This window comes from Enterococcus phoeniculicola ATCC BAA-412, from assembly GCF_000407505.1.
Taxonomy (GTDB): domain Bacteria; phylum Bacillota; class Bacilli; order Lactobacillales; family Enterococcaceae; genus Enterococcus_K; species Enterococcus_K phoeniculicola.
This window is the reverse complement of record NZ_ASWE01000003.1, coordinates 47,699-72,228: the sequence shown is the minus strand read 5'-3', so window position 1 is coordinate 72,228 and position 24,530 is coordinate 47,699. Positions and strand designations below refer to the sequence as shown.

22 protein-coding genes are annotated in these 24,530 nt (G+C 37.0%); 8 read left to right on the top strand and 14 right to left on the bottom strand.

Annotated features, from left to right (window positions below; genetic code table 11):
• Positions 1 to 9: 9 nt before the first annotated feature.
• Genes I589_RS11070 through I589_RS11050 form a run of 5 tightly spaced genes read left to right on the top strand, consistent with a single transcriptional unit; the run spans position 10 to position 3,721 of the window.
• Positions 10 to 1,347, top strand: coding sequence for a PTS galactitol transporter subunit IIC (locus tag I589_RS11070; RefSeq protein WP_010767848.1), 1,338 nt, complete (start codon positions 10 to 12; stop codon positions 1,345 to 1,347).
• A gap of 12 nt (positions 1,348 to 1,359) precedes the next feature.
• Positions 1,360 to 1,644 carry a PTS sugar transporter subunit IIB gene (locus I589_RS11065; RefSeq protein WP_034685191.1) on the top strand — a complete coding sequence of 95 codons (285 nt, stop codon included), beginning with the start codon at positions 1,360 to 1,362 and terminating at the stop codon, positions 1,642 to 1,644.
• Between the two features lie 15 nt (positions 1,645 to 1,659).
• Positions 1,660 to 2,496, top strand: a complete 837-nt coding sequence (locus tag I589_RS11060; protein WP_010767846.1) for a class II fructose-bisphosphate aldolase — start codon at positions 1,660 to 1,662, stop codon at positions 2,494 to 2,496.
• A 12-nt stretch (positions 2,497 to 2,508) separates the two neighbouring features.
• Positions 2,509 to 3,201 carry a triose-phosphate isomerase gene (locus I589_RS11055; protein WP_010767845.1) on the top strand — a complete coding sequence of 231 codons (693 nt, stop codon included), beginning with the start codon at positions 2,509 to 2,511 and terminating at the stop codon, positions 3,199 to 3,201.
• A gap of 4 nt (positions 3,202 to 3,205) precedes the next feature.
• Positions 3,206 to 3,721, top strand: coding sequence for a YjbQ family protein (locus I589_RS11050; protein WP_010767844.1), 516 nt, complete (start codon positions 3,206 to 3,208; stop codon positions 3,719 to 3,721).
• Positions 3,722 to 4,003: 282 nt separating this feature from the next.
• Here the strand turns inward: I589_RS11050 and I589_RS11045 are convergent, their stop codons facing one another.
• Genes I589_RS11045 through garR form a run of 3 tightly spaced genes read right to left on the bottom strand, consistent with a single transcriptional unit; the run spans position 4,004 to position 7,725 of the window.
• Complete coding sequence (locus tag I589_RS11045) at positions 4,004 to 5,323, bottom strand: gluconate:H+ symporter (protein WP_010767843.1); 1,320 nt, start codon at positions 5,321 to 5,323, stop codon at positions 4,004 to 4,006.
• A 24-nt stretch (positions 5,324 to 5,347) separates the two neighbouring features.
• A complete protein-coding gene (locus I589_RS11040; protein WP_010767842.1) occupies positions 5,348 to 6,775 on the bottom strand; it encodes a four-carbon acid sugar kinase family protein in 1,428 nt (475 codons plus the stop codon).
• Positions 6,772 to 7,725, bottom strand: a complete 954-nt coding sequence (gene garR, locus I589_RS11035) for a 2-hydroxy-3-oxopropionate reductase (RefSeq protein WP_342662919.1) — start codon at positions 7,723 to 7,725, stop codon at positions 6,772 to 6,774. Before garR ends, I589_RS11040 begins: the two co-directional genes overlap by 4 nt.
• Positions 7,726 to 7,881: 156 nt before the next feature.
• On the opposite strand from garR, the gene I589_RS11030 reads away from it, so the two are divergent.
• Positions 7,882 to 8,511, top strand: a complete 630-nt coding sequence (locus tag I589_RS11030; RefSeq protein WP_010767840.1) for a GntR family transcriptional regulator — start codon at positions 7,882 to 7,884, stop codon at positions 8,509 to 8,511.
• Between the two features lie 83 nt (positions 8,512 to 8,594).
• Here I589_RS11030 and scrK read toward each other — a convergent pair whose 3' ends face one another.
• The 5 genes from scrK to I589_RS11005 form a co-directional block, all read right to left on the bottom strand.
• Positions 8,595 to 9,461 (bottom strand): fructokinase ScrK, encoded by an 867-nt coding sequence (gene scrK, locus I589_RS11025; RefSeq protein ID WP_010767839.1) that lies wholly within the window; start codon positions 9,459 to 9,461, stop codon positions 8,595 to 8,597.
• A complete protein-coding gene (locus I589_RS11020) occupies positions 9,458 to 11,095 on the bottom strand; it encodes a glycoside hydrolase family 172 protein (RefSeq protein WP_010767838.1) in 1,638 nt (545 codons plus the stop codon). The genes scrK and I589_RS11020 overlap by 4 nt, the downstream gene beginning before the upstream one ends.
• Positions 11,096 to 11,211: 116 nt before the next feature.
• On the bottom strand, positions 11,212 to 12,024 hold the full coding sequence (locus tag I589_RS11015) for a carbohydrate ABC transporter permease (RefSeq protein ID WP_010767837.1): 813 nt from the start codon (positions 12,022 to 12,024) through the stop codon (positions 11,212 to 11,214).
• Positions 12,024 to 12,941, bottom strand: coding sequence for a carbohydrate ABC transporter permease (locus I589_RS11010; RefSeq protein ID WP_010767836.1), 918 nt, complete (start codon positions 12,939 to 12,941; stop codon positions 12,024 to 12,026). The genes I589_RS11015 and I589_RS11010 overlap by 1 nt, the downstream gene beginning before the upstream one ends.
• Before the next feature lie 11 nt (positions 12,942 to 12,952).
• Entirely contained in the window at positions 12,953 to 14,248 is a 1,296-nt protein-coding gene (locus tag I589_RS11005) for an ABC transporter substrate-binding protein (RefSeq protein ID WP_010767835.1), read from the bottom strand.
• A 167-nt stretch (positions 14,249 to 14,415) separates the two neighbouring features.
• On the opposite strand from I589_RS11005, the gene I589_RS11000 reads away from it, so the two are divergent.
• Positions 14,416 to 15,393: a LacI family DNA-binding transcriptional regulator gene (locus I589_RS11000; RefSeq protein ID WP_010767834.1), complete on the top strand. Its 978-nt coding sequence runs from the start codon at positions 14,416 to 14,418 to the stop codon at positions 15,391 to 15,393.
• A 202-nt stretch (positions 15,394 to 15,595) separates the two neighbouring features.
• Here the strand turns inward: I589_RS11000 and I589_RS10995 are convergent, their stop codons facing one another.
• The 5 genes from I589_RS10995 to I589_RS10975 are packed head-to-tail and all read right to left on the bottom strand — an operon-like array spanning position 15,596 to position 19,166.
• Positions 15,596 to 16,660: a tyrosine-protein phosphatase gene (locus tag I589_RS10995; RefSeq protein ID WP_010767833.1), complete on the bottom strand. Its 1,065-nt coding sequence runs from the start codon at positions 16,658 to 16,660 to the stop codon at positions 15,596 to 15,598.
• A 13-nt stretch (positions 16,661 to 16,673) separates the two neighbouring features.
• Positions 16,674 to 17,495, bottom strand: coding sequence for a PTS system mannose/fructose/sorbose family transporter subunit IID (locus tag I589_RS10990; RefSeq protein WP_010767832.1), 822 nt, complete (start codon positions 17,493 to 17,495; stop codon positions 16,674 to 16,676).
• Positions 17,495 to 18,274 carry a PTS mannose/fructose/sorbose/N-acetylgalactosamine transporter subunit IIC gene (locus I589_RS10985; protein WP_010767831.1) on the bottom strand — a complete coding sequence of 260 codons (780 nt, stop codon included), beginning with the start codon at positions 18,272 to 18,274 and terminating at the stop codon, positions 17,495 to 17,497. The genes I589_RS10990 and I589_RS10985 overlap by 1 nt, the downstream gene beginning before the upstream one ends.
• A gap of 12 nt (positions 18,275 to 18,286) precedes the next feature.
• Positions 18,287 to 18,751 (bottom strand): PTS sugar transporter subunit IIB, encoded by a 465-nt coding sequence (locus I589_RS10980; RefSeq protein ID WP_010767830.1) that lies wholly within the window; start codon positions 18,749 to 18,751, stop codon positions 18,287 to 18,289.
• Positions 18,741 to 19,166 (bottom strand): PTS sugar transporter subunit IIA, encoded by a 426-nt coding sequence (locus I589_RS10975; protein ID WP_010767829.1) that lies wholly within the window; start codon positions 19,164 to 19,166, stop codon positions 18,741 to 18,743. The genes I589_RS10980 and I589_RS10975 overlap by 11 nt, the downstream gene beginning before the upstream one ends.
• Positions 19,167 to 19,354: 188 nt before the next feature.
• On the opposite strand from I589_RS10975, the gene I589_RS10970 reads away from it, so the two are divergent.
• The gene (locus tag I589_RS10970) at positions 19,355 to 22,159 is read left to right on the top strand and encodes a sigma 54-interacting transcriptional regulator (protein WP_010767828.1); all 2,805 of its coding nucleotides are present in this window, start codon (positions 19,355 to 19,357) and stop codon (positions 22,157 to 22,159) included.
• Between the two features lie 114 nt (positions 22,160 to 22,273).
• Here I589_RS10970 and yicI read toward each other — a convergent pair whose 3' ends face one another.
• Positions 22,274 to 24,526, bottom strand: a complete 2,253-nt coding sequence (gene yicI, locus I589_RS10965) for an alpha-xylosidase (protein WP_010767827.1) — start codon at positions 24,524 to 24,526, stop codon at positions 22,274 to 22,276.
• Positions 24,527 to 24,530 lie beyond the last annotated feature (4 nt).

The following is a 24,530-nucleotide window of genomic DNA, read 5'->3' as shown; positions in this document are numbered from 1 at the left end:
GAAAAAATTATGTTAAACGCATTACAATGGTTTGTTGACTTAGGGTCAATCGTCGTTCTGCCAATCTTAATTTTCATTTTTGGGATGGTTCTAGGAACAAAGCCAGGAAAAGCCTTTACCTCAGCATTAACTGTTGGTGTTGGTTTCGTTGGTCTAAACTTAGTGATTGATTTACTGAGTAACAGCTTAGGACCTGCAGCACAACAAATGGTCGAGCGTTTTGGTTTGAATTTAACCACGATTGATGTAGGCTGGCCTGCTGCTGCAGCTATCTCTTATGGAACAATTCTTGGAAGCTTGGCGATTCCAATCGGGGTAGTCTTAAATATTGTCCTGATTATTTTAGGGTTAACCAAAACATTAAATGTCGATATTTGGAATATCTGGCATGCAGCGTTCATTTCATCATTAGTTTATGCATTAACTGGTGATTTTGCAATGGGGATTGCGGCAACCGTTATCTACCTAATGATGATTCTTTTGATGGGAGATATTTTAGGCCCTGTAATTAATAAGTTTTACGGATTCCCAAATATTACCTTCCCACATGGAACAGCTGCTCCCGGATTTGTTTTTGCTCTACCGATGAATTGGTTGTTTGATCGAATTCCAGGCTTGAAAAATTGGAAAGCAGATCCTGAAACAATTCAAAAGAAATTTGGTGTATTCGGTGATTCAACAGTCATGGGGTTTATGATTGGGCTAGTCATCGGAGTTTTAGCTGGATATGACGTAGCTGGAGTTGGACAATTAGCAGTTAAAACAGGCGCAGTTATGGTGATTATGCCAAAAATGGTCGCTTTGTTAATGGAAGGTCTTACGCCTATCTCTGAATCAGCAAATGATTTTGTCAAAAAGCGTTTTCCTGGAAGAGAGCTTTATATTGGAATGGACGCGGCTTTATCTGTAGGACATCCTGCCGTTCTTTCTTCTTCCTTACTATTGGTGCCTATTACCATTTTATTAGCAGTCATTTTACCTGGGAACACTACATTACCTTTTGGTGATTTAGCAACAATTCCTTTTCTTGTCTGTCTAATGGCCGCTGTATTTGGAGGAAATATTATCCGAACGGTTATTGCGGGATCTATTTATATGACGAGCATTCTTTATATTACTTCGTGGGTAGCACCGCTAGTAACTACCGCAGCAAAATCAGCGAACTTTGATTTACAAGGAAACTCAACCATTACTGCACTAGCAGAAGGCGGACTTTGGACAACTTGGCTATATGTAGGTCTTACGAAATTGCTAAGCTGGGGCGGACTTGCAATCATCGCTGCCGTTGTCGTCTTTGGTCTCATTTATGTTAATAAAGTATTACCAAAAAAACAAACAAGTAAATAGGAGGTATTCATGATGAAAAAATTATTAATTATGTGTGGGACAGGTGTCGCTACTTCAACCGTTGTTACAAATAAGGTGAAGGAGTGGTTAAAGGAAAAAGGATTAACCGATCAAGTAAAACTTTACCAATCAAAGGTAGCCGACGAAATGAATAAAATTGATAACTACGATATTGTTGTCAGCACGACCGTTGTCCCAGATTCAATAAAAGACAAGGTGATTATGGGTCTTCCTTTATTAACAGGAATCGGGACAGATGAAATGTATGACGAAATTGAAAAGAAAATCAGATTATAAAAGGAGGCTCCCTCTATGTTAGTGACAACAAAAGAATTATTTGAACAAGCACAAAAAGAGAATTATGCAATTCCAGCAGCAAATTTTTTTGATTTAGACAGCGCACGAACCTATGTGGAAACTGCGGAACAATTGAAAAAACCATTAATTTTAGCATTTGCTCAATCTCATATGAACATGATGTCCTTGGAAGAAGCTGCCTTAATTGGGAAATTCCTAGCAGAAAAAAGTACCTCTCCAGTTGCCTTACATTTAGATCATGGGCAAGATGAAGCGATAATTAAACAAGCTATCCAGCTAGGCTTTACTTCCGTTATGATTGATGCTTCTGAAGAATCGTTTGAAGAAAATGTCCGGCGTTCTAAAGCAGTGGCTGAGCTGGCTCATAAAAATGGAGTGGTCGTGGAGGCAGAAATTGGACATGTCGGCTCTGGAGATAGTTTAGAGGCCACAGGTACAAGTGATTCTATTTATACAGAGTGTACAGAAGCTGTTAAGTTTGCAGAACTCACTCACGTGGATTCACTAGCTGTATCTATCGGAACTGCACATGGACATTATCATGGAACACCTAGTATTAATTTTGATGTGCTGAAGGAAATTTATCAATCGATAGCTATTCCGCTGGTTTTACATGGTGGTTCTTCTTCTGGAGATAAAAATCTTGAAAAGTGCGCCTTAAATGGCATACGAAAAATAAATATATTTACGGACTTCATTTCAGCGGCAATGGATGAAATTCACCGTCATCCGCCAAAAGATTACTTTGAATTAAAACAAGCCGCAAATAAAGGAATGGCTGAAACGCTGCAACATTATTTTTCAGTGTTTCATACAGCTTCCAACGAGTAAAGGAGAATGAGTATGCAAAAAAGAACCTTACGAGCCCCCTTCTTTGTTGTCAATCCTAAAGCTTATCTGTATGGCGAAAAAGCCTTGGCATTAGCGAAAGTTGCCGATCAGCTCGCTGCTGATTTTGATGTAGACATTCTATTTACTGTCCAGCAAGTCGATGCGGCACGAATAAAAAATGAAACCGCACATCTATTCATCACAGTGCAACATTTGGATGGCATTCAAATAGGAAGAGGTATGGGCTATATTTTACCAGAAGCTGTCGCAGAAGCCGGCGTTACAGCAACATTTTTAAACCATGCAGAGCACCCAATGACAGTAAGTGAATTAACGACTGCTGTTCAGCGAGCAGATGAACTTGGAATTCTTACAATTGTTTGTGCAGATTCACTGACTGAAGCAAAAGCTGTCGCTTCATTAAATCCAGATGTAATGGTTTGTGAGCCAACTGAATTAATAGGTACCGGACAAACCAGTGATATTTCATATATGGAAGAAACAAATCAAGCCATTCGTATGATTAATCCTACCATTAAAATTCTGCAGGCTGCAGGAATTTCCACTGTAGCGGATGTTGAAAAAGCATTGTTATCTGGCGCAGATGGAACTGGGGGAACAAGCGGAATTGTGTGTGCCGACGATCCGGCAGCTATACTAACAGATATGATTCATAAAGTAGCAGAAATAAAGAAGGAGGCGTAAATAAGTGAAATTTGTAAAAGAACAACTCACTTTAACATCAAATGGCAATCGTGTTTCCTATCATAATATCACCAAACAAGTAAAAGAGATTGTAGAAAAAAGTCAAATCAAAAATGGCCTCTGTCTCGTTCAATCCCCACACACAACATGTTCCGTCATTTTTGAAGAATATATGCACGATACAGACTTTAATGGAGACGAATTCTTACAGGTTGATTTAAATCGTATTTTGGATAAGATTGTTCCTAGAGAATTATCCGAAAATACCAATTATCGTTATCCAGGACCGAAGCATTTGGAATTTCTAATGGGACTAGATGATCCCAACTACCCTACCGATCCTGGAACTATTTTGAATGGAGACGCACATATCCGCTCTTCGTTCTTTGGTGCAAGCGAAAGCTTCATTCTTAATGAAGGCAAATTAGAAATAGGATCCGTCGGCTATATCTATTTTGTCGATTTCGATCAAAATCGTGTGCGAAACAGAACCTGCCATATCATGGTGATGGGTGAGTAGTTCTCTGAGCGCCACACTCTGGTTAAACATTTTCTACTGTAAAACAGACGTATGTGTATCCCTCAATAGTTTATCTATTGAGAAAATCACTACGTCTGTTTTTTGTGGATGATTTGCCCTTTTCCAATTAGTTAAGTTTGGAACAGAAATATTTAGCTACGAGAGTTAGGGACTGTACGTCATCGGAAGTAAAACATCGTAATTTGCAGCCCCACATATAGAAGAGAAGCAAGTTCAGCTTATTTCTCGGAGCTGAACACTTCTATCCCGACCTCGCTTCGTTTAAACAAATAAATCAAAAATTAACACGCCTATTAATCCAACTACCGCAATAATTGATGTCAAAACGGTCCATGTCTTGAATGCTTTTGCTACAGATAGGTTAAAGTACTCCTTCACAATCCAGAATCCTGCATCATTCACATGAGAAAATCCAACGCTTCCAGCACCTGCTGCCAAAACCATAAGCTCTGGATGTGTCCCAGTTGCAATGGCTATGGGAGCGACAATTCCAGCCGCAGTCATGCCAGCAACAGTAGCAGAACCTAATGAAATACGCAAAATCGCTGCAATAATCCAGACTAATAAAATAGGCGACATACTTGAATTTTCCATTAAACCAGCAATATATGTATCAATTCCGCTATCAATCAATACTTGCTTAAACGCGCCACCGCCTGCAATGATTAAGAGAATTAATGAAATACCTGCCACCGCTTCACCAAATGAGTTCATTACCTCTTGAACTTTTTTCCCACGCATGATTCCTAGACTAAACATTGCAAAAACAAAAGTAAGTAGTAATGCTGTACCTGCAGAGCCGATAAAATCAGTAAATCCGCGAATACTTGAATTTGGAGCAATGATTTCTACAATTGACTTTATCGAGATTAAAATGACTGGCAAAGTAGCCGTGACTATACTTGAAAGAAAACTAGGCATCTCTTCTTCATCAAATTCTTTTTCCGTATAGAGTCCCTTAGGAATGTCAACCTCTAAAAACTCTTTTGAAAATATTTTTGTATATAATGGACCTGCCACAATAATGGCTGGAATGGCAATAATCACGCCATAGATAAGTGTTAATCCAATATTTGCATTAAAAATTTCAACGATTGCTGTCGGTCCCGGATGTGGCGGAACTAATCCATGCATCGTGATTAATGCCGCAATTACAGGTAACCCAATATAAAGAATCGGTACTCCTGCGACTGCCGCAATCGAAAAGACTAGTGGAATTAATACGACTACACCTGTTTCAAAGAACATTGCTATTCCAACAACGATAGCTGTGACAACCGACGCAAATTGAACATGTTTACGACCAAAGACATGAACCATTGTCTTTGCTATTCTTTGTGCACCGCCAGAATCAGTCAATAACTTTCCGAGTGCAGCCCCAAAAATGATGACTAATGTCAGACTTCCTAAAGATGAACCTAAGCCACTTTGGATTGAGTTCATTACCTCTTGTGGTGCCATTCCTTCCAACAACCCTACAACCAATGATGAAAGAATCAATGCTAAAAATGCATTTAATTTACAAACCATCATTAAAACTAATAACATGACCACACCTAATACAATCGAAATAATCGGCATAGATTTACTCCTTTTTATTTACTATTATTTTAACTGGGCAACAATTTCCTTCAACGTATAATTGGTTCCAACATTTCCTGGAAAGATAATATAAGGTAACCTAGGAAATCTTGAATCTTCTCCTGTATACCAAACTGGGATTCCCGGTGCAATCTGTCCTGCAACTACTGCTTGTTTCACACCTAACCCATTTGTCCCTATATCACTTGAGGTAATTCCTCCTTTTGCGATAATAAACTTTGGTCTAGTTTTCAACTGTTTCACAATTTCTGTCACTGCATTTGAAATTTTCACCGACAAAAGCAACTCTTCTTCTTTTTTATTTTCACCTAAATCCAATCGCTCTCTTTCTGTATAAACAGCCACTGTTTTTCCTGAAAGAATCGACTTGTTTACTTCGTCTTGAACTCTTTTTTGTTCCTCAGCAAATTTGTCTTCCTCAAGGACCAAATGAACTTTAAATTCAACAAATTTCACATCTTCCAATTCTTGAAGCGCTTGCAATTGATCGGTTGTTTTTTGTACGTGTGACCCTATCACAATCAATCCACCATTGCGATTATCTTTCGTTAAAAGTGCTTCTTTTGTAAGTAATGGCTGGTCAGAGACACCCCCAATAATTTTCGTGAGTGCAGCAGCACTTCTGAAGAGAAATTGTTTTCCATCATTCATCGCACGTACCAAAGCAATGACAAATACTTTTACATCACTATAATCAACCGCATTTACAATCACTTTATTGAACTTCTCTACACTTTTTAGCTTCTCTGTTATTTTTTCAATATCCACTGCACGTAGTTCTTCAAGGGTAATCGACACCGCTTTATCTGCCTTGAAACGTCCATTTGTTTTTTCTTCTGCCCACTCCGCAAGATTTGATGAATGATAGCCAAACGTCCGATCCTTCGCAAATTCTGTCTCACCTGCTGGAACCAGCTCTTCTTCATATTGAACGTAGTGAACATTATTTACTGTAAATCGACCGCCTTCTTTAAAAAAGGGAAAGAGAATTTCTCCATCATAATGAATCGCACTATTTTCTTCAATTGTGTCTTTAAGAACCTCAGTTTCCAGAGGATAGTGGCCACGTAAGGTTGAATCCCCTCGACTGATAACTAAAAATTCTTTCTGTGTTTCCTTTGCAATTTTACAAATTCGTTCTGCAATTTCTTTATGCGCTTTTATTGTTTGTGCTTCAGTGAAACCACGAGAATTAGTTAAAATAAAGAACATCGAATTTTCTTCTAAGAATCCTTTACGAATACTATCTGTCTCCCAGTCTGTATAGACGGAAATATCATGAACTGTTTGTACACCTGTTGGATCATCATCAAGGACAATAATCTTTTTTTCTAGTTTATTTAGTTCCGTTTTCAATTGCATATCTACAACGGACTCATCTGGTTTTTGAGGAATTTGGTTAAATACGTCAGCGACTTTCACTCTACTCATTTATGTACGCCTCTATTCACTTCAGTATTTGCTATTTTTTCATAATATTGAACAATTCCCCCATGATCATTCATCACTTTTCCGTCTGCTTTCAACGAATGGAAAATTTCAAGTAATTGGCTGGACATCGGCAGTGGAACATCAAGATCATGTGCTGTTTCCATAACGTTAGTTATATCCTTCATGTTAATCGCAATTGTTCCTCCAGGTTTAAAATTACGATCTAAAATCAGTGGAACTTTGGCATCTAAAATCGTGCTGCCTGCTAAACCTCCACGAATTGCTTGATACATTTTTTCAATGTCAATCCCCGCTTTTGCTGCCAACACTAATGCTTCTGAAACTGCAGCAATATTTAGATTTACAATAATCTGATTCGCTAATTTGGCTGTGACTCCGCTACCATGTCCCCCAACTAAAACAACATCTTTTCCTACACCTTTAAACACCTCAAGTGATTTCTCAAACGTATCTTCTTCTCCACCAACCATGATTGAAAGGGTTCCGTCAATCGCTTTTGGCTCTCCTCCGCTTACAGGAGCATCTAACATCTCTACTCCATATTCTTTTGCCTGCTGCGCTAATTCAATCGCATCTTTTGGTCCAATAGAACTCATGTCTATCACAATTAACCCCTTGCGTGCATGAGCAAAAATACCCTCTTTTTTCACCATAGTTTCCCGTACATGGGCTGCAGCAGGTAACATGGTAATAATGACATCCATCTCTTTAGCCATATCTGCGACATTTTTCTTTTTAGCCCCTTGGTCAACTAATCGACTGATTGCCTCTTCATTCAAATCAAATACAGATACTTCAAATCCTGCTTTCAACAAATTCTTTGTCATCGGATTTCCCATAATTCCTAAACCAATAAACCCAATTTTTTTACTCATCAGAATCGCTCCTTTTATTTTTTGTAAGCATTTACAAAACGAAGTATACCTCACTTTTTATTTTTTGTATACATTTTATATTAAATTGTATACAAATTATTTATTTCACAAATAAATAAAGGTATAATAAAAGAAACAGGAGAGACAATTCATTTATCTCTTCTTTTCAAGTATACTAGTACTTATCTACTACCTTTAGGATGTGTTTTTGTGAAGAAAAAAGAAGTTCATAATTATGATTACGCTTATGAATATATAAGAGATCAAATTTTAAATGGGAAAATTGAGCCTCAGACAAAATTGACAGAAGCAAAGTTGGCAGAAGAATTAAATATCAGCAGAACGCCGATTCGTTCAGCTATGTCCAAATTAGAACAAGAGGGCCTCATTAAAGATAAGCACGTCTATATTCCTACAGAAAATGATATTCGAAATATTTTTCAAGTTCGCATGCTACTTGAAGGATATGCAGCAAAGTTTTGTGCAACCTATATTTCAGAAGAGTCGTTAGAAAAATTAGAGCAATGTATTACTATCGCACGAACCGGTTCAACTTCTGAACAATTAGAAGCAAACTTTCAATTTCATCAAATTATTGTTGACGAAACAAATAACTCTGAAATCACTCGAATTATTGATCGAATGCAGTCTATTATCTACCTTTTACGTCGAATTGTTACCCTACAAAAACGACCTCATTTAGTTGATGAACATGAAGAAATCGTTCAGGCAATCCGTGAAGGAGATGGAGAACGCGCAGAGATGCTCATCAATCAGCATCTTCAAAAAGATTTGGAATTTAGTCGGACAAAAATTGCTATCTTCAATAAAAACAATTAAAAAAATAGCTAGGACAGCCTCCTCTCATGAATCTCTCTGGAAGAGGCCTGTTCTAGCTATTTTTACTAATAAAGAAGTTCGAGTTACGATGTTGCCTCTTTTGCTAACGCTAAGCAACCAATCGTTCCAGCATTATCTCCTAACTTAGGTGTGACAATATAGGTATCAATAGCTGGAATTTGTACATATTCTTGTAGTAGGTCAGTAAATATTTCTCGAACCTTTTCCACCAAATGTGCTTGTTTCATCACGCCCCCACCAAAAATAATTCTATCAGGTGAGAAAAGTAAAGTTGTGTTATACGCGCATTGCGCAATATAAAAAGCTTCAATCTCCCAAGCTGGATGACTCTTGTCCAATTCCTGTCCTTTTATTCCAGTACGTTTTTCAAGTGCAGTTCCTGATGCAAGCCCCTCCAAACAATCGTGATGGAAGGAACAATTTCCTCCAAACAAGTCTTGTTTATGTTTTAAGATACGCATATGCCCCATCTCAGGATGACTAAACCCTTCGATAAATCGTCCATCTTGTAGTGCACCACCGCCTACTCCTGTTCCAATTGTATAATAAACAACACTAGACAAACCTACACCATTACCAGCAACATATTCTCCATAGCATGCAGCATTCACATCAGTCGTCCAATAAATAGGAATATCGAAGTATTTCTTTAACTCACCAATAAAATCAAAATTTTTCCACGCAATTTTAGGAGTAGATGTTATATATCCATACGTTTTTGACTTTTTTTGTATATCAATAGGACCAAAAGAGCCTACTCCTAAACTTTTAAGCGATACTTTGTATTTACTAAAGAAAGAAATAACTTGCTCCATTGTTTCTTTAGGTGTTGTTGTAGGAAAATGAATTCGTTCTATAATTTCTAGTTTATCACTTCCAACGGCACAAACAAATTTTGTTCCTCCAGCCTCAATTGAACCATAGATCATAACTCCCCCTCCTCATCTGTAATTGTTCTCATTCGTTGATTTAGATTAGGGCTATCGTAGGTATCCATATGAGAAATATCCTGATACCAATAAGGAGTCACTTCATGAATATTTACATTGGTGTCACCCCAATGTTCTTCTTTATATTTTTCCATAAAAGCTTCAAATTTTGTGTTAAAAGGTACATTATCACAGACTTGAAGTCTTAAAATAGAAGTATGTCCGTTACCGTCGACAGGCATTAAGGATTGTGCAGCATATGCTGAGTCAAAAAGTGCGAACGGTGGCTCTGCTGCCCATGCATAACCAAAATAATCTTCACTTCCTGTTCCAAAGCTAGAAGGAAATTTTTCTCCGTCAACAAAGAATTTTTCATCTCCTTCTCCCCACCACCAGTCAATTGTTTTCTCGTCCCAATGGCCATACCACCATGTACTACTTTCTCCTGGTTCTATCCATTTATCCAATACATGAAGATGCATTCCACAAAAACGCCCTTTTCCTTCCACTGTTAGTACCGGCCAGTCTGGCCACCTATCTCCGTTGGGCATAAAACGATCTTGATTAATGGATTGAAAATCCCCTGTATGCCATTTTGCATGAAATCGAAGCAGTTCACTTGCAACGTCAACCGTCAGTGGTTCCATATTATAGTGCATAACAAGCGGATAATCTAATACTCCTTCATTAACAATCTCTATCCTAACACCACTTGAAAATGGCATGTACCAATTTGCATATAATCGCTTTTCTGTTATTCCCACACCTATTGTTTTCATTAAATTGTATCCAGGTGCGGAGCCAAAAAAATCTCCTAGAGGAACACTTACAGATGGAATTTCTTGTTGATCCCAGTATATGTTAATCAGACTCGAACGTAACAAGTGTATCAGTTCTTTTTCAGTATATCTTTCATGATGAATATCTATCCCAAGATAAGAAATTGCTCCTGCCCCTGTTTCTTCTAGCAAAGTAGTCCTGCCTGATTTAATTACATTTTCGACACAAGCATAGTCTTTTTCAAATCTATCTCCTCTAGCAAAAAAATCTCTGTCTAGCTTTGCCAGTTCGGTCATCCCTTCTTTAGAAAGTAACTCTTCAAAACTAGGCACTTCCTCGTCATCAAACGTAGTATACGTAAAATGATAGTACTCTCCCCAGTTTTTGGAAAATGTAATTTTTACGTTCTTTTTAAACGGAATTGGAAAAAAAGAATTATATCCACCTGAAAGCTTTGGCATTAGATTAGGAAATCCTGCGGGCGAAACTTCATCTGTAATCTGTTCAAAAAATTTCTTAAATGGACGCGTATAGCTTGGCTGCTCTTCGCCATCAAAGTAGAAGTTGATAGCACCCATCTCAGGTTTAGCTGACCAAATTCGCCAAATAACTCCTGGCCCATCTAATTCCACAACAACAACTTCTTCCCCTTCTTTCCGAATAAATCCATCAGCATCTTCATTTGCTCCCCAATTACTATAAGTATCTGTATCTGCATTATAGGCTGATGCACGATCATAGCTACTGAATGTCCCTGACTTTTCAGCTGATTTGGGTGGTATCGCTAAAGTAGACATGTCTGACATTCTCTTTAGCAGTTTTTGAATTCTCAATTGTTTCTTTCTTGACGTCATATTTATTCTCTTACTCCTCATTTACTTGTTCTACAACGTTGTAAAATTTTAAAACGTTGTATGACCTAATTATGATAATTAGTTATTTTTACCATTCATGTTTCCTTTATCTATGTCTATTTAACAGCACCATCGGCCACTCCTTTAATAATATGTTTTTGCATAAAGAAGTAGAATATGATAATTGGAAGAATCGCTATCAATAATCCTGCCAAAGCAAGATGCCACTGTTTCGTATAGGATCCAAAGAAATAAAACATCTTAATCGGAATTGTCTGCATACCCGGCTTATTAATCACAAGGGAGGGTAACAGATAATCATTCCAAATTAAAATAGCATTTAGTAGCGCAGTTGTTACTGCCGTTGGTTTCAACATAGGGTAGATAATCTTAAAGAAAATCTGCCAACGCGATGCACCGTCAATAGTTGCGGCTTCATCCAAAGAACGAGGGATACCATTCAATGCGCCAACGAACATAAATACAGCCATACTAACATTGAACCCTAGGTGCATGAAAATCAGACCGCCACGATTCAACATGTTTGCCTTTCCATAAATTGAAACTAATGGAATCATCACCGACTGAAAAGTCACCAGCATTGCTGCAATAAAAACAAAATACATAATTTTAGAAAATTTGGTTTCTGAACGTTGAATTGCATAAGCTGCCATAGCAGATACAACTGAGATTAACAGCACTGAAACGACTGTAATAATTACCGTGTTCATAAATGAAAGACCAAAATCTAATTCCTTAAATGCTTCCGGATAGTTTTCAGTAGTAAAATTCTCTGGCAAGCCTAACGTGTTTGAAAAAATTTCTGTTTTTGATTTGAATGAGTTCACCACAATTAAATAAAATGGCAGTAGCCACACTAAAGCAAAAAGAATCCCTAAAATTGGTGAGAATGCTATTCTTTTCTTCATTAAACTTGCACCTCTTTCTTACGGCTAAAGTAGACCTGTGTAAGTGACACTCCTGCTAAAATCAAGAAAAAAATCATTCCTTTAGCTTGTGCCAATCCCATTTCTCTTTGAGAGAATGCTGTATTAACAATATCCATTGCGACCATCGTTGTTGATTTATACGGCCCTCCAGCTGTCAAAGCCAAGTTTTGATCATATATCTTAAAACAAAATGATAGCGTCATAAACAAGCTGATTGTAAATGCCGGACGAATCATCGGAAACTTTACGTGCAAAAATTTCTGCCATTCTGATGCGCCATCCAAACTAGCTGCTTCTAACAACGACTCATCTACACCTTGTAAAAAAGCAATATAAATCACCATGATATACCCTGCGTATTGCCAAGCAACCATCAAAACCATTCCCAAAAAACCCGTTGTTGAGTCTGCTAGCCACCCACTAAACAATTGTGTTCCTAAAGCTTCACCTACTGCTGAAAAACCTTTTATAAAAACAAATTGCCAGATAAACCCAAGAATTAATCCCCCAATTAGGTTCGGCATAAAAAAGATAGTTCTTAAAACAGAGCTTCCTCTAAATTTTTGAGTTACAATCAATGCCAGAGTTAATCCAATTAAATTAATTAATAAGACCGTCACCGTTGAAAATTTTATCGTAAACCATAGAGAGGATAAAAAGTCTTTATCTTGAAACAACCGTTTGAAATTTTCTAGTCCTATAAATGTCGCTGAGTCAATACCGTCCCACTTTGTAAAGGAATAATATATCCCTATTACAAAAGGGATGATTACAACTGCCGTCACTGCAATCAAAGCCGGAACCAGAAAAAGATAAGACCAAGACTGATTGTTTATCTTTTTCTTAGCTCCTTTAGCTTTGGTTTCAATGACAGTTATTTCTTTCACCACTGCCATTGTATTTCCTCCTAGTTATTTGATGATGCTTTCCAATTATCTTTAACCTCTTTTGTTACCTCATCCCAAGTTGCTTCATTAGTTACATATTTTTGAATCCCTGTACCAATCGAATTTTTTAACCAGTCAACATTTACCGCATTAAATACAGCATTACGATACTTTTCATCATTAACATACTGGGTATATTCTTGAATCAAATTGATATCTGATTGATACTCTTCATATCCCCGATAGGCAGGAATAAACATAAAGTTTTCCACAGTATTTTTCTTTCCTTCATCTGAGCAGTTCATGTAATCTAAGAATTTTTTTGCTGCTGCAACTTCTTTTTCTCCAGATTCTTTATTTACTACATAGTAATTCAAGCAACCACCATCAATATAGCCTTCTGGTGTCCCCTCCACAGGAACAGGCAAAATCCCAACACTATCTTGTGCCCACTCTTCGTTTGCTGCCATTAGAGTTGGAACAACCCAGCTACCTTGCATGACAATAGCAACTTTTTCTCCAACAAATTTATCATCAATTTGTGTTGAATAATCTAAACTAGCTGTTGGTTGAATCGAATAATCATTTTGAATATCTACATAATATTTCATTTGTTCAGAGTAATCGAAATTAAACGTTTCAGTAGAGAATGCTTTCATTGGATCATATTCAAATTCTGGCGCCACAAAAATCCCTCCGCCATGCATACCAGTTGACCAAGTTTCTTTAGCAGGAAATGCAAAAACTGCCTCTAAGCCTAATTGTTTTTTTTGCTTGTCTAGTTCTTTAACAGCCTCAGTTAAGTCACTTTGAGTCTGAATATTTTCTGCATTAATACCAGCCTTTTCAAAAATATCTTTATTGTAGATATAAGAATAGACTTCCATACTCATCGGTACTGCTCCTACACCACCATCATCTAACTTCATAGAATCTATCGTACTTGGAATCGCCGTTTTAATTGACTCTGTATCAGAAAGATCTGCCGCATATTTTTTATAATTATTAAATTGATCTAGGCCCGCTGCCATAAATATGGTTGGTGCTTCTCCAGATGAAAATTTTGCTTTTAGCGAAGACTCTGAATCTTCCCCACCACCAACAAACGTCACATCAATCGCAATGTCTTTATTTTCCTCTTCAAATTTATCAACAAATTGTTCCATTTCCTTTTTATACTCAATCTTAGTTAAAAACATACTGATGTTTGTCTTGTCTGCATTTTCTCCACCATCGCCATTGCCACAAGCTGCAAGTAAAATTCCTCCACACATAATAGTTGAACCCATGATTATTCTTTTCCATTTGCTTCTCATCTGACTCTCCCTTTCTATTTATCCGTCGAAATGGTATCGATACCATTTTGTTCCAAAAAAATATTTTACTTAAAAATCACTAAAAAGTGGTATCGGTACCATTCGTGTGTTAATATTAACATTAGCAAATATGTTTTGCAAGCGTTTTTTTTAGGTGGGGTGAGAAAATGACAACGATTAAAGATATAGCACGTGAAGCAAAAGTTGGCACAACTACTGTGTCTAGGGTGATTAACAACAGTCCTAAAGTTTCTCCAAAAACTCGGTCACGAGTTGAAGAAGCTATGAAAAAACTGAATTTTTATCCTAACGAATATGCTCGCGTTTTAAAATCAAAAAAATCAAATACAATTGCAGTAAGTGTTCCTAGTATCTGGCATCCCTTTTTCTCTGAATTTGTTTATCATATTGAAAAAGAACTACAGGTAAAAAATTATCGTTTGCTCATTTCGAGTAATAATTTAGATGCACATGCTGAGTTGGAATTTTTAGATATGATTCGTCAAAATAAAGTAGATGGGATTATTGCATTGACCTATCATAATATTGACAATTATCTATCAGCAAACATTCCTTTTGTAAGTATTGATCGTTACTTTAAAGAAAAAGTTGCTTATGTGACTTCTGACAACTATCATGGTGGTGAAATTGCTGCTGAGGAGCTCATAAAAAGGGGCTGCCAACATCTCGGTTATGTCTCTGCTATTGCTCCGCAAAAGAATGATACTTTAAAACGTAAAGATGGATTTATTGATTACGCAAAAGCACACAATAAAAACGTCGCAACTTACGAGCGTTACGAACCAATTTTAGATTACGATCATTTTTTTGATTCTTTCTTCTTAGAAAATCCTAACGTAGATGGTCTTCTTGTGATGAATGATCAAACAGCCTTAATTCTTCTTTCTTATTTAGATAAGAAAGGTGTTTCGGTTCCAGAGGATTTACAGATAGTTGGTTATGATGGATTTAGTTATTTTGAAGGATATGAAACAACACTTACATCTATCAAACAACCAATTAAAGAAATGGCGGAGTCGTCTTTAAAATTATTATATGGATTGATTGAAGGAAATGAAATTGGCGAACCTATTATTCTCCCCGTTACATTTAAAGATGGGAAAACAACAAAGCCGTTAGAGTAAAATTTCTAAAAGGTTCTCTATATTTTTAGTTATTGCTAAACAAAAATGAAGTAGATTATTTTGTTATTCTAAACATAAAATATGAACTAAGAATTGGTGGAAGCTATACAATTGGTGCCCTTTTCTTTCTTCCACTCCCCATTTAAATCATTTCTTTTTCCAAAAAAGAGCTTGGATTTCTCCAAGCTCTCTCTTCTTCTTTCTACACCAAAAAATTCTCTCTTATCTGCTGAATCTCTTCTTTTGTGAGTCCTAACCCTTGTATCACATAGGTTTCCACATCTCCATATTCGTCTTGAATTGCTTGAAGACTTGCTTGGATGTAGTCTGCACGAGTGTCAATCATCGCTTGCAGATAGTCTAACACTGCTTTATTGTCTGTGTGCTCTGCGTAAAGGCCCATCTTATAACGGTTTCGTTCTTCGCGAACCTTTTGCGTAATTAAATAATCCTCAATAATTTCTTCCTCATTGACACCTAATAGTAAAAGAGTCAATGCTGCTCCAAAGCCTGTACGATCTTTCCCACCTCGACAATGCATAAGCGTAGGAAGATGCTCTGGACGTGCCAAAAACTTCAACATCCTGCCAAAAGCTTGTTTTCCTGGCTCACTTGTCACAAACTCACGATAATTTTTTAAAAATGCTGTTCCACTGCCATTTAAATTTTCTTTTGCAACAATACCAGCTTCTAAGTTTTTAACAATTTTTTTATTTTCCTCTTCAAAGCTCACTGCTTCTCCTGCAGCCTCTGCTACAGTGGATTGCGGATCACATTGAATCGTTTCTTTCACCGTAGATAAAGGATAATTTGGATTTAATATTTGCTCTTTTTCACTCCTAAAGTCAATAATAGATTGTAGTTTCACTTTTTCTAAATAGACAACATCTGAATCATCTAAACTGCTTAACTGATCCCCTCGATAAAGCTTTCCCCATTGAACCTGACAACCATCATCTGTCGTATAGCCTCCCATATCTCGCACATTGATTGCGCCATTCAAGGGTAAAAGTCGTTCTCCAAACAACGCAAGTGTCGTTTCCTCCTCCTGTAGCTTGTAGTAATACGGACCGTCTTTTTCAGAAAGAGTAAACTCCAGAGAGTCTTCCTCTGTGCTTCCTAAAATAGCTGTTATTGTCTCTTCATTTGGCTGTGTCCCATAAAACAACTTCATGGGGTTTCCTTTAGGATTTTCAAACGTGACCTTGCACTGGTTACCGTCTCTATAAAAATTTATCGTTTTTAACGTATACGGCTGTTTTTTCATACGGTTGCTCTCCTTATCCTAAAATTCCTAGCATTGATAATGCAACACCAATGATTAATGTTGAAATAATTAATGCCACTGCATGTTTGCCTTTAGTTTTCTTCAAAATATAGATAAACAATAACGTTAGTAACATTGGTAGTAAATTAGGCATGATTTTGTCGAACATTTCTTGAACAACAATTTTATTTTCACCCACTGCATAGCTTAAGCCAATGTTCACTTTTACTGTATTTACTAGCAATCCGCCGACAACCGTACATCCGATGACATTTGCCATATTTGAAATACGCTGAATCATGCTGTTTTCTCCAACTGTCTTGGTTAAGATAGAAATACCCATTTTGTAGCCATAATGTACACCAAAATAACGCATTGCCAACTGTGCACCACCAAACATAAGCAGCATCAAAATCGGACCTAATATATTTTTTTCTAAAGCAAGAGAAGCACCGATACTTCCACAAATAGGTAGCCAAGTAAATTTCATCAAGCTATCCCCTAGTCCAGCTAATGGACCCATCATCCCTGTTTTCAGTGCAATAACCGATTCTTTTTCTTCCTCTGAAGTCTTTTCTTCCATAGCAATGACGACACCTGCAATTAGTCCGTTCATTGTTGTCATTCCGTTAAAGAACTCCATATGTCGTCTTAATGCATTTTTACGTTCCTCTAGTTCATGACCTTCATATAATTTTTCCAAACTAGGGACTAGACTATATAACATTCCTAGTGTTTGCATCCGTTCATAACCAAAAGAAAACGAGCCTGTGTTTGTTCGCCAAAAGGCTTTATCTAATTCTTTTTTTGTAATTACGCTAACTTGTTCACTCATTATAAATCGTAGCTCCCTTCATCACTTTCGCTGTTTGCTTCTACAACAACCACTTCAGGTTTTTGACTGGCTAAATCATATAACGCCGCCATTACAACTCCGATAAATGAAACAGCCAATAATGGAAGATTTAAATAAGATACTAGTGTGAAGCCCAAGAGTAAAAAGACCCACATTCTTCCCTTTAACATCATGGTCAAAAGCATCGCAATCCCAACCGCTGGAATTAAGGCAGACGCTGTACTTAGCCCTGTCATAATAGAATCTGGTAAAGCATCAATGACTTTTTCTACTGCATTTGAACCTAAATATACTGCAATAAATACAGGAACAGCACGAATTAAAAATAGAAAAGGAACAGACAGGTAATGAATGCGACCAATTTTCTTAAAGTCGCCTTCTTCTGCAGCAACATCTGCACGGTGAACCAAGAAACTAGCCGCTGTATTCCATAAAACAAGGAGCTGTTGACATAAAATAGATGCGGGAACCGCGATTGCCACACCAGCTGCTACACCACCACCTGTCGAGATTCCCATTGCTGTCCCGACAATTGCACCGGTTACAACGTCTGGAGAATTATATGCTCCGACATTTCCAACACCCATCCACATCAATTCAAGGGTTGCACCAATGACAAGCCCTTGTCCTAAGTCTCCCATCAATAAACCAACAATTGCCCCCGCAGGTAAGGGTCGTCTAAACCCAAGCTGCGGTCCTTTATCATCTAATGAACAAATTCCCGCCCATAAAGCGACTAAAATAGCTGATTGTAACATCGATATTCCTCCTTATTTAAGTGTTTCTTTTTTATCTTTAGGGACCATTTGAATGAAAACATCCTTGCCATTCTCAATCAGGGTGTCCAACGCTGCTTTTTCTTCATCTGTGACTGCCACTGATTTTGACAATCTGTGCTTTCTTTGTTCATTAAATCGAATTCCGCCAACATTTACCTGATCGAAGTCCACGCCATTTTGGTAAGTTGCCAACACATCAATTGGATTACTAAAAAGTAACAGAGTTCTCTTTTTAATTGGATTCTTTTTATAAATTTCACTAAATTGTTCAATTCCAAACACATGAACCTTTACACTAGGTGGTGCTGTCATTGTTAATACGGATTTTTGAACCGTATCATTGACAAGTTTGTCATTTAAAATAATAATTTGTTCTACCTTTAATTCATTTACCCATCCTGTTACTACTTGTCCGTGAATCAACCGATCATCTATTCTCACTAATTCAATACTCATTTACTTCTTCCTCCTTTGTTAATACGCGATTCAAATCATTAAAGCTTGTTTTATAGACCTTATGAATTTTTTCAATTACTGTTTCCATTGAATTCTCTCTGTTTAAAAATAGTTCAAGCAGCATCGGTAAATTAAAGCCAGTAACTGCATGTACATTTTTCTTGCTTAAAACTAGATTTCCAGCAACATTACTAGGTGTTCCACCTAATATATCGGCTAAAATCAACAACCCGCTAGAGGTGTCCAACTGTTCGTAGTTCATATTCACTTCATCTAAAACAGTCTGCAAATCTTTCTCTGGTGTAACAGAGACCACTTGAGTATTTTGTTGTTTTCCTACAATCATCTCTGCACTCTCCAACGCTTCTTTAGCATAATAGCCATGACTTATCAGCAATACGGCAAATTCTCCCATAAAATCCTTCTCCCCTTTTTGTTGTATAACTATTTAACAGCAAGTACCGTGCCAATACGGATAAACCGAAGTATATCAAGATGAGAGTTATAAAATGATACGAAAACATTGTAAAATAATACGCTTTCATCTATAATCAACTCTATTAATACGGATACACAAACAAATAATACGGATGGAGTTTTCCTATGAAACGAATTGATAAAATTTTGTCCTTTGTTCAAGAATATACGGAGGCGCTTACCGAAACAGATTACCAGACTTCAAGTGTGGGGATTAGTGCAGTTGATATTTCCGAGCAAACGGACCTATTTCGAAATAACGTCTCACAAGACTTGAACGAATTACATAGAAAAAGAAAAATAATTAAATTAAAAGGACGGCCTGTAAAATATTTGTACCTTCCTGCCGTTGAATCCTATTTAGGAGGGACAATCGCTTCAAAAGACTTATTATTCCAAAAATTTTCAGAAATTTCAGACTGTCTTACGCCTGCCGCTACTATGGAAGATGCCTTTTCCTCATTAATCGGTTGGAAGGGAAGCTTGGGAAAAGCGATACAGACAGCAAAGGCAGCCATTTTATACCCACCAAATGGTCTTCATACACTTCTTTTAGGTGAATCTGGTGTAGGAAAGAGTATCTTTGCAGAAGTGATGTATTCCTTCGGTCAAGAAAAAAATATTTTTGCTAAAGACAGTCCGTTTATTCGATTTAATTGTGCAGATTACGCAAACAACCCTCAACTATTGATGACTCAATTATTTGGGGCTGTCAAAGGTGCTTATACAGGTGCAGATGAAGAAAAAATGGGTATGGTTGAAGCTGCAGATGGCGGAGTCCTTTTTCTTGATGAAATCCATCGCCTGCCGCCGGAGGGTCAAGAAATGTTATTTCATTTTATCGATAAAAAAGTTTATCGAAGGATGGGAGAAACGATTGAGGAACGTTCAGCGGATGTGTTTATCATCGGCGCAACTACTGAAACAGAAAATAATAACTTGCTGACTACCTTTTTACGAAGAATTCCTACGACCATCTGGCTACCTAACTTAGAAGAACGAGGATTAACGGAACGACTAGATATTATTCGTGAATACGCATCGATTGAAGCGAGAAAGGTAAATACGACGATTGAACTGTCCAAAGGAGCACTCATCCAGCTTCTTTCTTATGAGGCAAAAGGAAATTTAGGCCAACTGCGTAGTGATTTACAACTTGCCATTGCTCGCGCTTATTTAGAATCAAAACAACAAGAGGTCTCTGTTGTCCAAGTCAACAGTCCTTCTTTACCTTCTTACATATTCCAGTTGATTCATCAGTCTGATCAGGAAAAAAGAAATCAGCTAGAGCGAATTGTTCCACAAAAAATGACGATTACTGCGGATGAATCTACGCATAGTGAATCCTCTATTATTATGGATCATGATTTTGTAAACTATTACTTTAATCAACTAATTGTTTCAAAAGAGCAAATTGATCTAAGTGAAGTTTTTAAAGACTACACAAATAAAATCTCGAAAAATATGATTTTACAATCGAATTATTCTGTTCTTTTTGATGAAATGACAAAAGAAATTTCTGTCATACTATCTGATGTGCTAGTAAAAGAACACGAGTTAGTTCTTGATCAGAGTATCTATTTAGCACTAGCTTTATTTTTACGAAATCTTCAAGAAAAAAATGATTTACCTCATGAGCTAATTGATGTCGCAACTTATGTTCCTTCTGTCCATTCAATTAACACGGCAAAAAAGATGATTCAAATTATTGAACGTCGTTTCCATTTATTCTGCTCTCCTAGAGAGTTACAAACGCTTGCGTCTATTATTGATTCATTAACCAAAAATAAAACACAAACCACTACACATTTTATGGTCGTAGCACATGGAACAAGTGCTGGAGCTAGTATTGCTGAAACAATTAATACCTTGTTAAATACTTCTGACGTTATCGGGTTAGATATGCCTCTTACAATGAGCCCTTCTGAGGCAGCTCAACTAATCAATGAAAAAATTAATAGCTTTGACGATGACAAAGACTGGATTATTTTTGCTGATATGGGCTCTCTTGCACAGCTAGACAAGCAGCTGGTTACAAAAAACGAGAATCAAATTTTTGTGATTGAGTCCACGAACCTGCTGATTATTTTAGAGAGTGTTCGCCAAGCTATTTTCTCATTTGTTTCCTCCAAACAAATTGTGGCAGATATTGCTCAGATGAATGATGAGTTGAACCACAAATTGCAAGTTCGAGTTAAAAACTATTTAGAGACAGAAATGAACCGCGTCATCTATACCGTGTGTGCTTCTGGTGAAGGAGTTGCTCTATTTTTAGAACAAATTATTGGAGAATTTTTACGAAGTAATCATATTTACGATGTTCAATTAATCCCTCTTAGCGGTAGTCAAAAAGATATTGAACACATTATACGTCTTACATCAAAGGATAAGGAAAGTGTGGCAATCATCGGAAGTATCCAGTTAGAACAGTTGGCAATTCCTTATATCTCACTAGATGAAATTCTTTTAAAGCAAGGATTTGACTTACTTCTCAACTTGTTGGGAAAACATGTCCCTGACTCAGATAAAACTATGCTTTCTATTGATAAAGCTACTAGAGAAATCACCTTTAGACTCTGTAGCGAAGCATTAGATAAATACCTAATGTATATTGCACCAGAAAAAATCCATTCATTACTTATTAAACAGATTGAACAAATGGAAGAATTCTTTGAGGTACGTCTATCAAATGAAACGCTAATGAAACTATTTATTCACATTGGGTGCATGCTTGAACGACTTATATTTGAAAATAAAACACTCACTGCAACCAAAGAAGACCAGCTTGCTATGAAGAAAACCTATCCAGCCCATCCAGAAAAAATCAAACGTTCATTTGATGAAATTGAAGAAAGCTTTAATATCACACTGCCACCTAGTGAACTGTTCTATATTCACGAGATACTGTTAACGGATGTGGCGTTTGATTGATTTACAAAAAACGGAAAACCAAGGAACATCGGTTTTCCGTTTTTCGGTTGTATTATTTGTAAATTCACCTGTATTTCCTTTGCAGAGCGCATACGCTTAATACAACTTCTTTCACTATATTTGATAAAGTGAGCCTAGCTCATGCTGCTTCATTCCTTTAATTTCTTTGTTTCTGAAAATGATGGTAGCATGCTCTATATTATTTACTTTCACTTCATATGAGTCACCAGCTGGTGTAATAGTTACCTTTCCTGCTAGTTTTCCAGTTATATCAACAATTTCTATTGTTTTTTCTTCCGTTAACTCGAATGCATGAATCGTTACTTGTTCACTATAATTATAAGATGCAGTATTTTCTTGTGCCCCTTCAACAATTAAACTATTTGGTCGAGCTAATAGTGGCAGAGAAAAATAATCGTATTGTTCTTGGTACCATTCTCCACCCTCATACACCCTATTCGTTAAATAGTTAGTCCATTTCCCTTTTGGAAGATAAAATGAAACTTTCCCCTCCGCATTAAAAATAGGAGCCACTAATAAATCTTCACCAAACATATACTGTTTATCCAGCGTATGCACAGTATAATCTTCTTCAAACTCTAAGACTAATGGACGCATCATTGGAATTCCTGTTTTAGCTGTCGTTACGGCTTCTTTATAAATATAAGGCATCAGTTTATTTTTTAGTCTAGAGAATTTCTGTGTTACTAATGCCGACTCTTCACCAAAGTTCCAAGGAACACGATACTCAATATTGCCATGATAACGGCTATGGGTAGATAAAAGACCAAATTGTGTCCAGCGCTTATATAAATCTTCTGTCGTATTCTCTTCAAACCCGCCTATATCATGACTCCAAAAACCAAATCCTGAAAGAACGAATGAGAGCCCTCCACGCAATGATTCTGCCATTGATGAGTATTGTGATAAATTATCTCCGCCCCAGTGTACAGGGAATTTTTGTGAACCTACAGAGGCAGAACGTGCAAATACAACTGCATTTCCTTCCCCTTTGATTTCTTCCAAAAGTTCAAAAACAACTTCGTTATATAAATAAGCATAGTAATTGTGCATTTTTTCAGGATCAGAACCATCAAAATAAACCGCATCAGTCGGAATTCGTTCGCCAAAATCTGTTTTGAATGAATCTACCCCCATATCCAGTAAATTTCTTAATTGTGCCTTATACCACTCTCTAGCTTCAGGATTTGTAAAATCAATAATCCCTTGCCCTGCTTGCCATAAATCCCATTGCCAAACAGCACCATCTTCTCGTTTAATAAAATAACCTTTTTCTTTACATTCTTTAAATACTCTCGCTTTTTGACCTACGTATGGATTAATCCACATACATACTTTTAATCCTTTTTCATGAATCCTATCTAATAAGCCCTGAGGGTCTGGAAACATCTCTTTATCCCATTCAAAACCGCACCATTCAAATTCCTTCATCCAGAAGCAGTCAAAGTGAAAGACATCAAATGGAATCTCTCTTTCTTGCATCCCATCAATAAACTGCATAACCGTCTGTTCACTATAGTCTGTTGTGAATGAAGTAGAAAGCCACAAGCCAAATGACCATGCTGGCGGCAATGCTGGTTTTCCAGTTAAATCTGTATATTTTTTTAAAACTTCTTTCATTGTGGGTCCATAAATAATGGAGTATTCTAAAATTTCCCCTTCTATACTAAATTGGGCTCTAGATACATTTTCAGAAGCAATCTCAAAAGAAACTTTTTCTGGGTGATTCACAAATACACCGTACCCTTTATTGGTAAGATAAAAAGGAATATTTTTATAGGATTTTTCGCTTCCTGTTCCGCCATCTTCGTTCCAAATATCTACTGATTGTCCATTTTTTGTGAACGGGGTAAATCGTTCACCCATACCATAAACGAACTCATGGGAATCTAAAGTCAGCTGTTCACGCATATAATGTTTTCCATCATCCGATGTAATTTCTGCTTGAGCATGCGGTTTAGATGCCGTAATTAGCTGATTATCTCCAAAAAATTCAAGTGTGAATGGGCCTTCTTTTGGAATTCGTGCCTCTAATCTCCCTGCTTTAAATCGAAACTCTTCTTCTGTAGAAATAGAGATCTGCGTTTCATTTGACTCGACTTTAAAATAAGGCGTCGCCTGATCTACATCATGATGGGTTAAACGAACTTTAATAACATCGTTTTGTGGTGATTCCAAACGAAGGGTCGTCATTCCTAAATTCAATGTATCCCCACGTTTTTGTATTTTTTTATACGGTAAAAATAATTCTAATGCCTTGTCTTCCACTCGATAATCACGGCATTCTTCGGGATGGTTTAACGTAAATCCATCCTTTGTTAGCCAGTATCCTTCAGTAAATCTCATAAGT

Excerpts from the sequence above, each read along its gene's own strand:
- I589_RS11010 (WP_010767836.1), bottom strand. The coding sequence starts at position 12,941 with ATGGCAGTGGTGAAAGAAATAACTGTCATTGAAACCAAAGCTAAAGGA.
- I589_RS11040 (WP_010767842.1), bottom strand. The coding sequence starts at position 6,775 with ATGAGTAGAGTGAAAGTCGCTGACGTATTTAACCAAATTCCTCAAAAA.
- yicI (WP_010767827.1), bottom strand. The coding sequence starts at position 24,526 with ATGAGATTTACTGAAGGATACTGGCTAACAAAGGATGGATTTACGTTA.
- I589_RS10995 (WP_010767833.1), bottom strand. The coding sequence starts at position 16,660 with ATGAAAAAACAGCCGTATACGTTAAAAACGATAAATTTTTATAGAGAC.
- I589_RS10975 (WP_010767829.1), bottom strand. The coding sequence starts at position 19,166 with ATGGGAGAATTTGCCGTATTGCTGATAAGTCATGGCTATTATGCTAAA.
- I589_RS11005 (WP_010767835.1), bottom strand. The coding sequence starts at position 14,248 with ATGAGAAGCAAATGGAAAAGAATAATCATGGGTTCAACTATTATGTGT.
- I589_RS10990 (WP_010767832.1), bottom strand. The coding sequence starts at position 17,495 with ATGAGTGAACAAGTTAGCGTAATTACAAAAAAAGAATTAGATAAAGCC.
- I589_RS10985 (WP_010767831.1), bottom strand. The coding sequence starts at position 18,274 with ATGTTACAATCAGCTATTTTAGTCGCTTTATGGGCGGGAATTTGTTCA.
- I589_RS11070 (WP_010767848.1), top strand. The coding sequence starts at position 10 with ATGTTAAACGCATTACAATGGTTTGTTGACTTAGGGTCAATCGTCGTT.
- I589_RS11060 (WP_010767846.1), top strand. The coding sequence starts at position 1,660 with ATGTTAGTGACAACAAAAGAATTATTTGAACAAGCACAAAAAGAGAAT.
- I589_RS10980 (WP_010767830.1), bottom strand. The coding sequence starts at position 18,751 with ATGAGTATTGAATTAGTGAGAATAGATGATCGGTTGATTCACGGACAA.
- I589_RS11045 (WP_010767843.1), bottom strand. The coding sequence starts at position 5,323 with ATGCCGATTATTTCGATTGTATTAGGTGTGGTCATGTTATTAGTTTTA.
- I589_RS11000 (WP_010767834.1), top strand. The coding sequence starts at position 14,416 with ATGACAACGATTAAAGATATAGCACGTGAAGCAAAAGTTGGCACAACT.
- I589_RS10970 (WP_010767828.1), top strand. The coding sequence starts at position 19,355 with ATGAAACGAATTGATAAAATTTTGTCCTTTGTTCAAGAATATACGGAG.
- I589_RS11020 (WP_010767838.1), bottom strand. The coding sequence starts at position 11,095 with ATGACGTCAAGAAAGAAACAATTGAGAATTCAAAAACTGCTAAAGAGA.
- I589_RS11065 (WP_034685191.1), top strand. The coding sequence starts at position 1,360 with ATGAAAAAATTATTAATTATGTGTGGGACAGGTGTCGCTACTTCAACC.
- I589_RS11055 (WP_010767845.1), top strand. The coding sequence starts at position 2,509 with ATGCAAAAAAGAACCTTACGAGCCCCCTTCTTTGTTGTCAATCCTAAA.
- scrK (WP_010767839.1), bottom strand. The coding sequence starts at position 9,461 with ATGATCTATGGTTCAATTGAGGCTGGAGGAACAAAATTTGTTTGTGCC.
- I589_RS11015 (WP_010767837.1), bottom strand. The coding sequence starts at position 12,024 with ATGAAGAAAAGAATAGCATTCTCACCAATTTTAGGGATTCTTTTTGCT.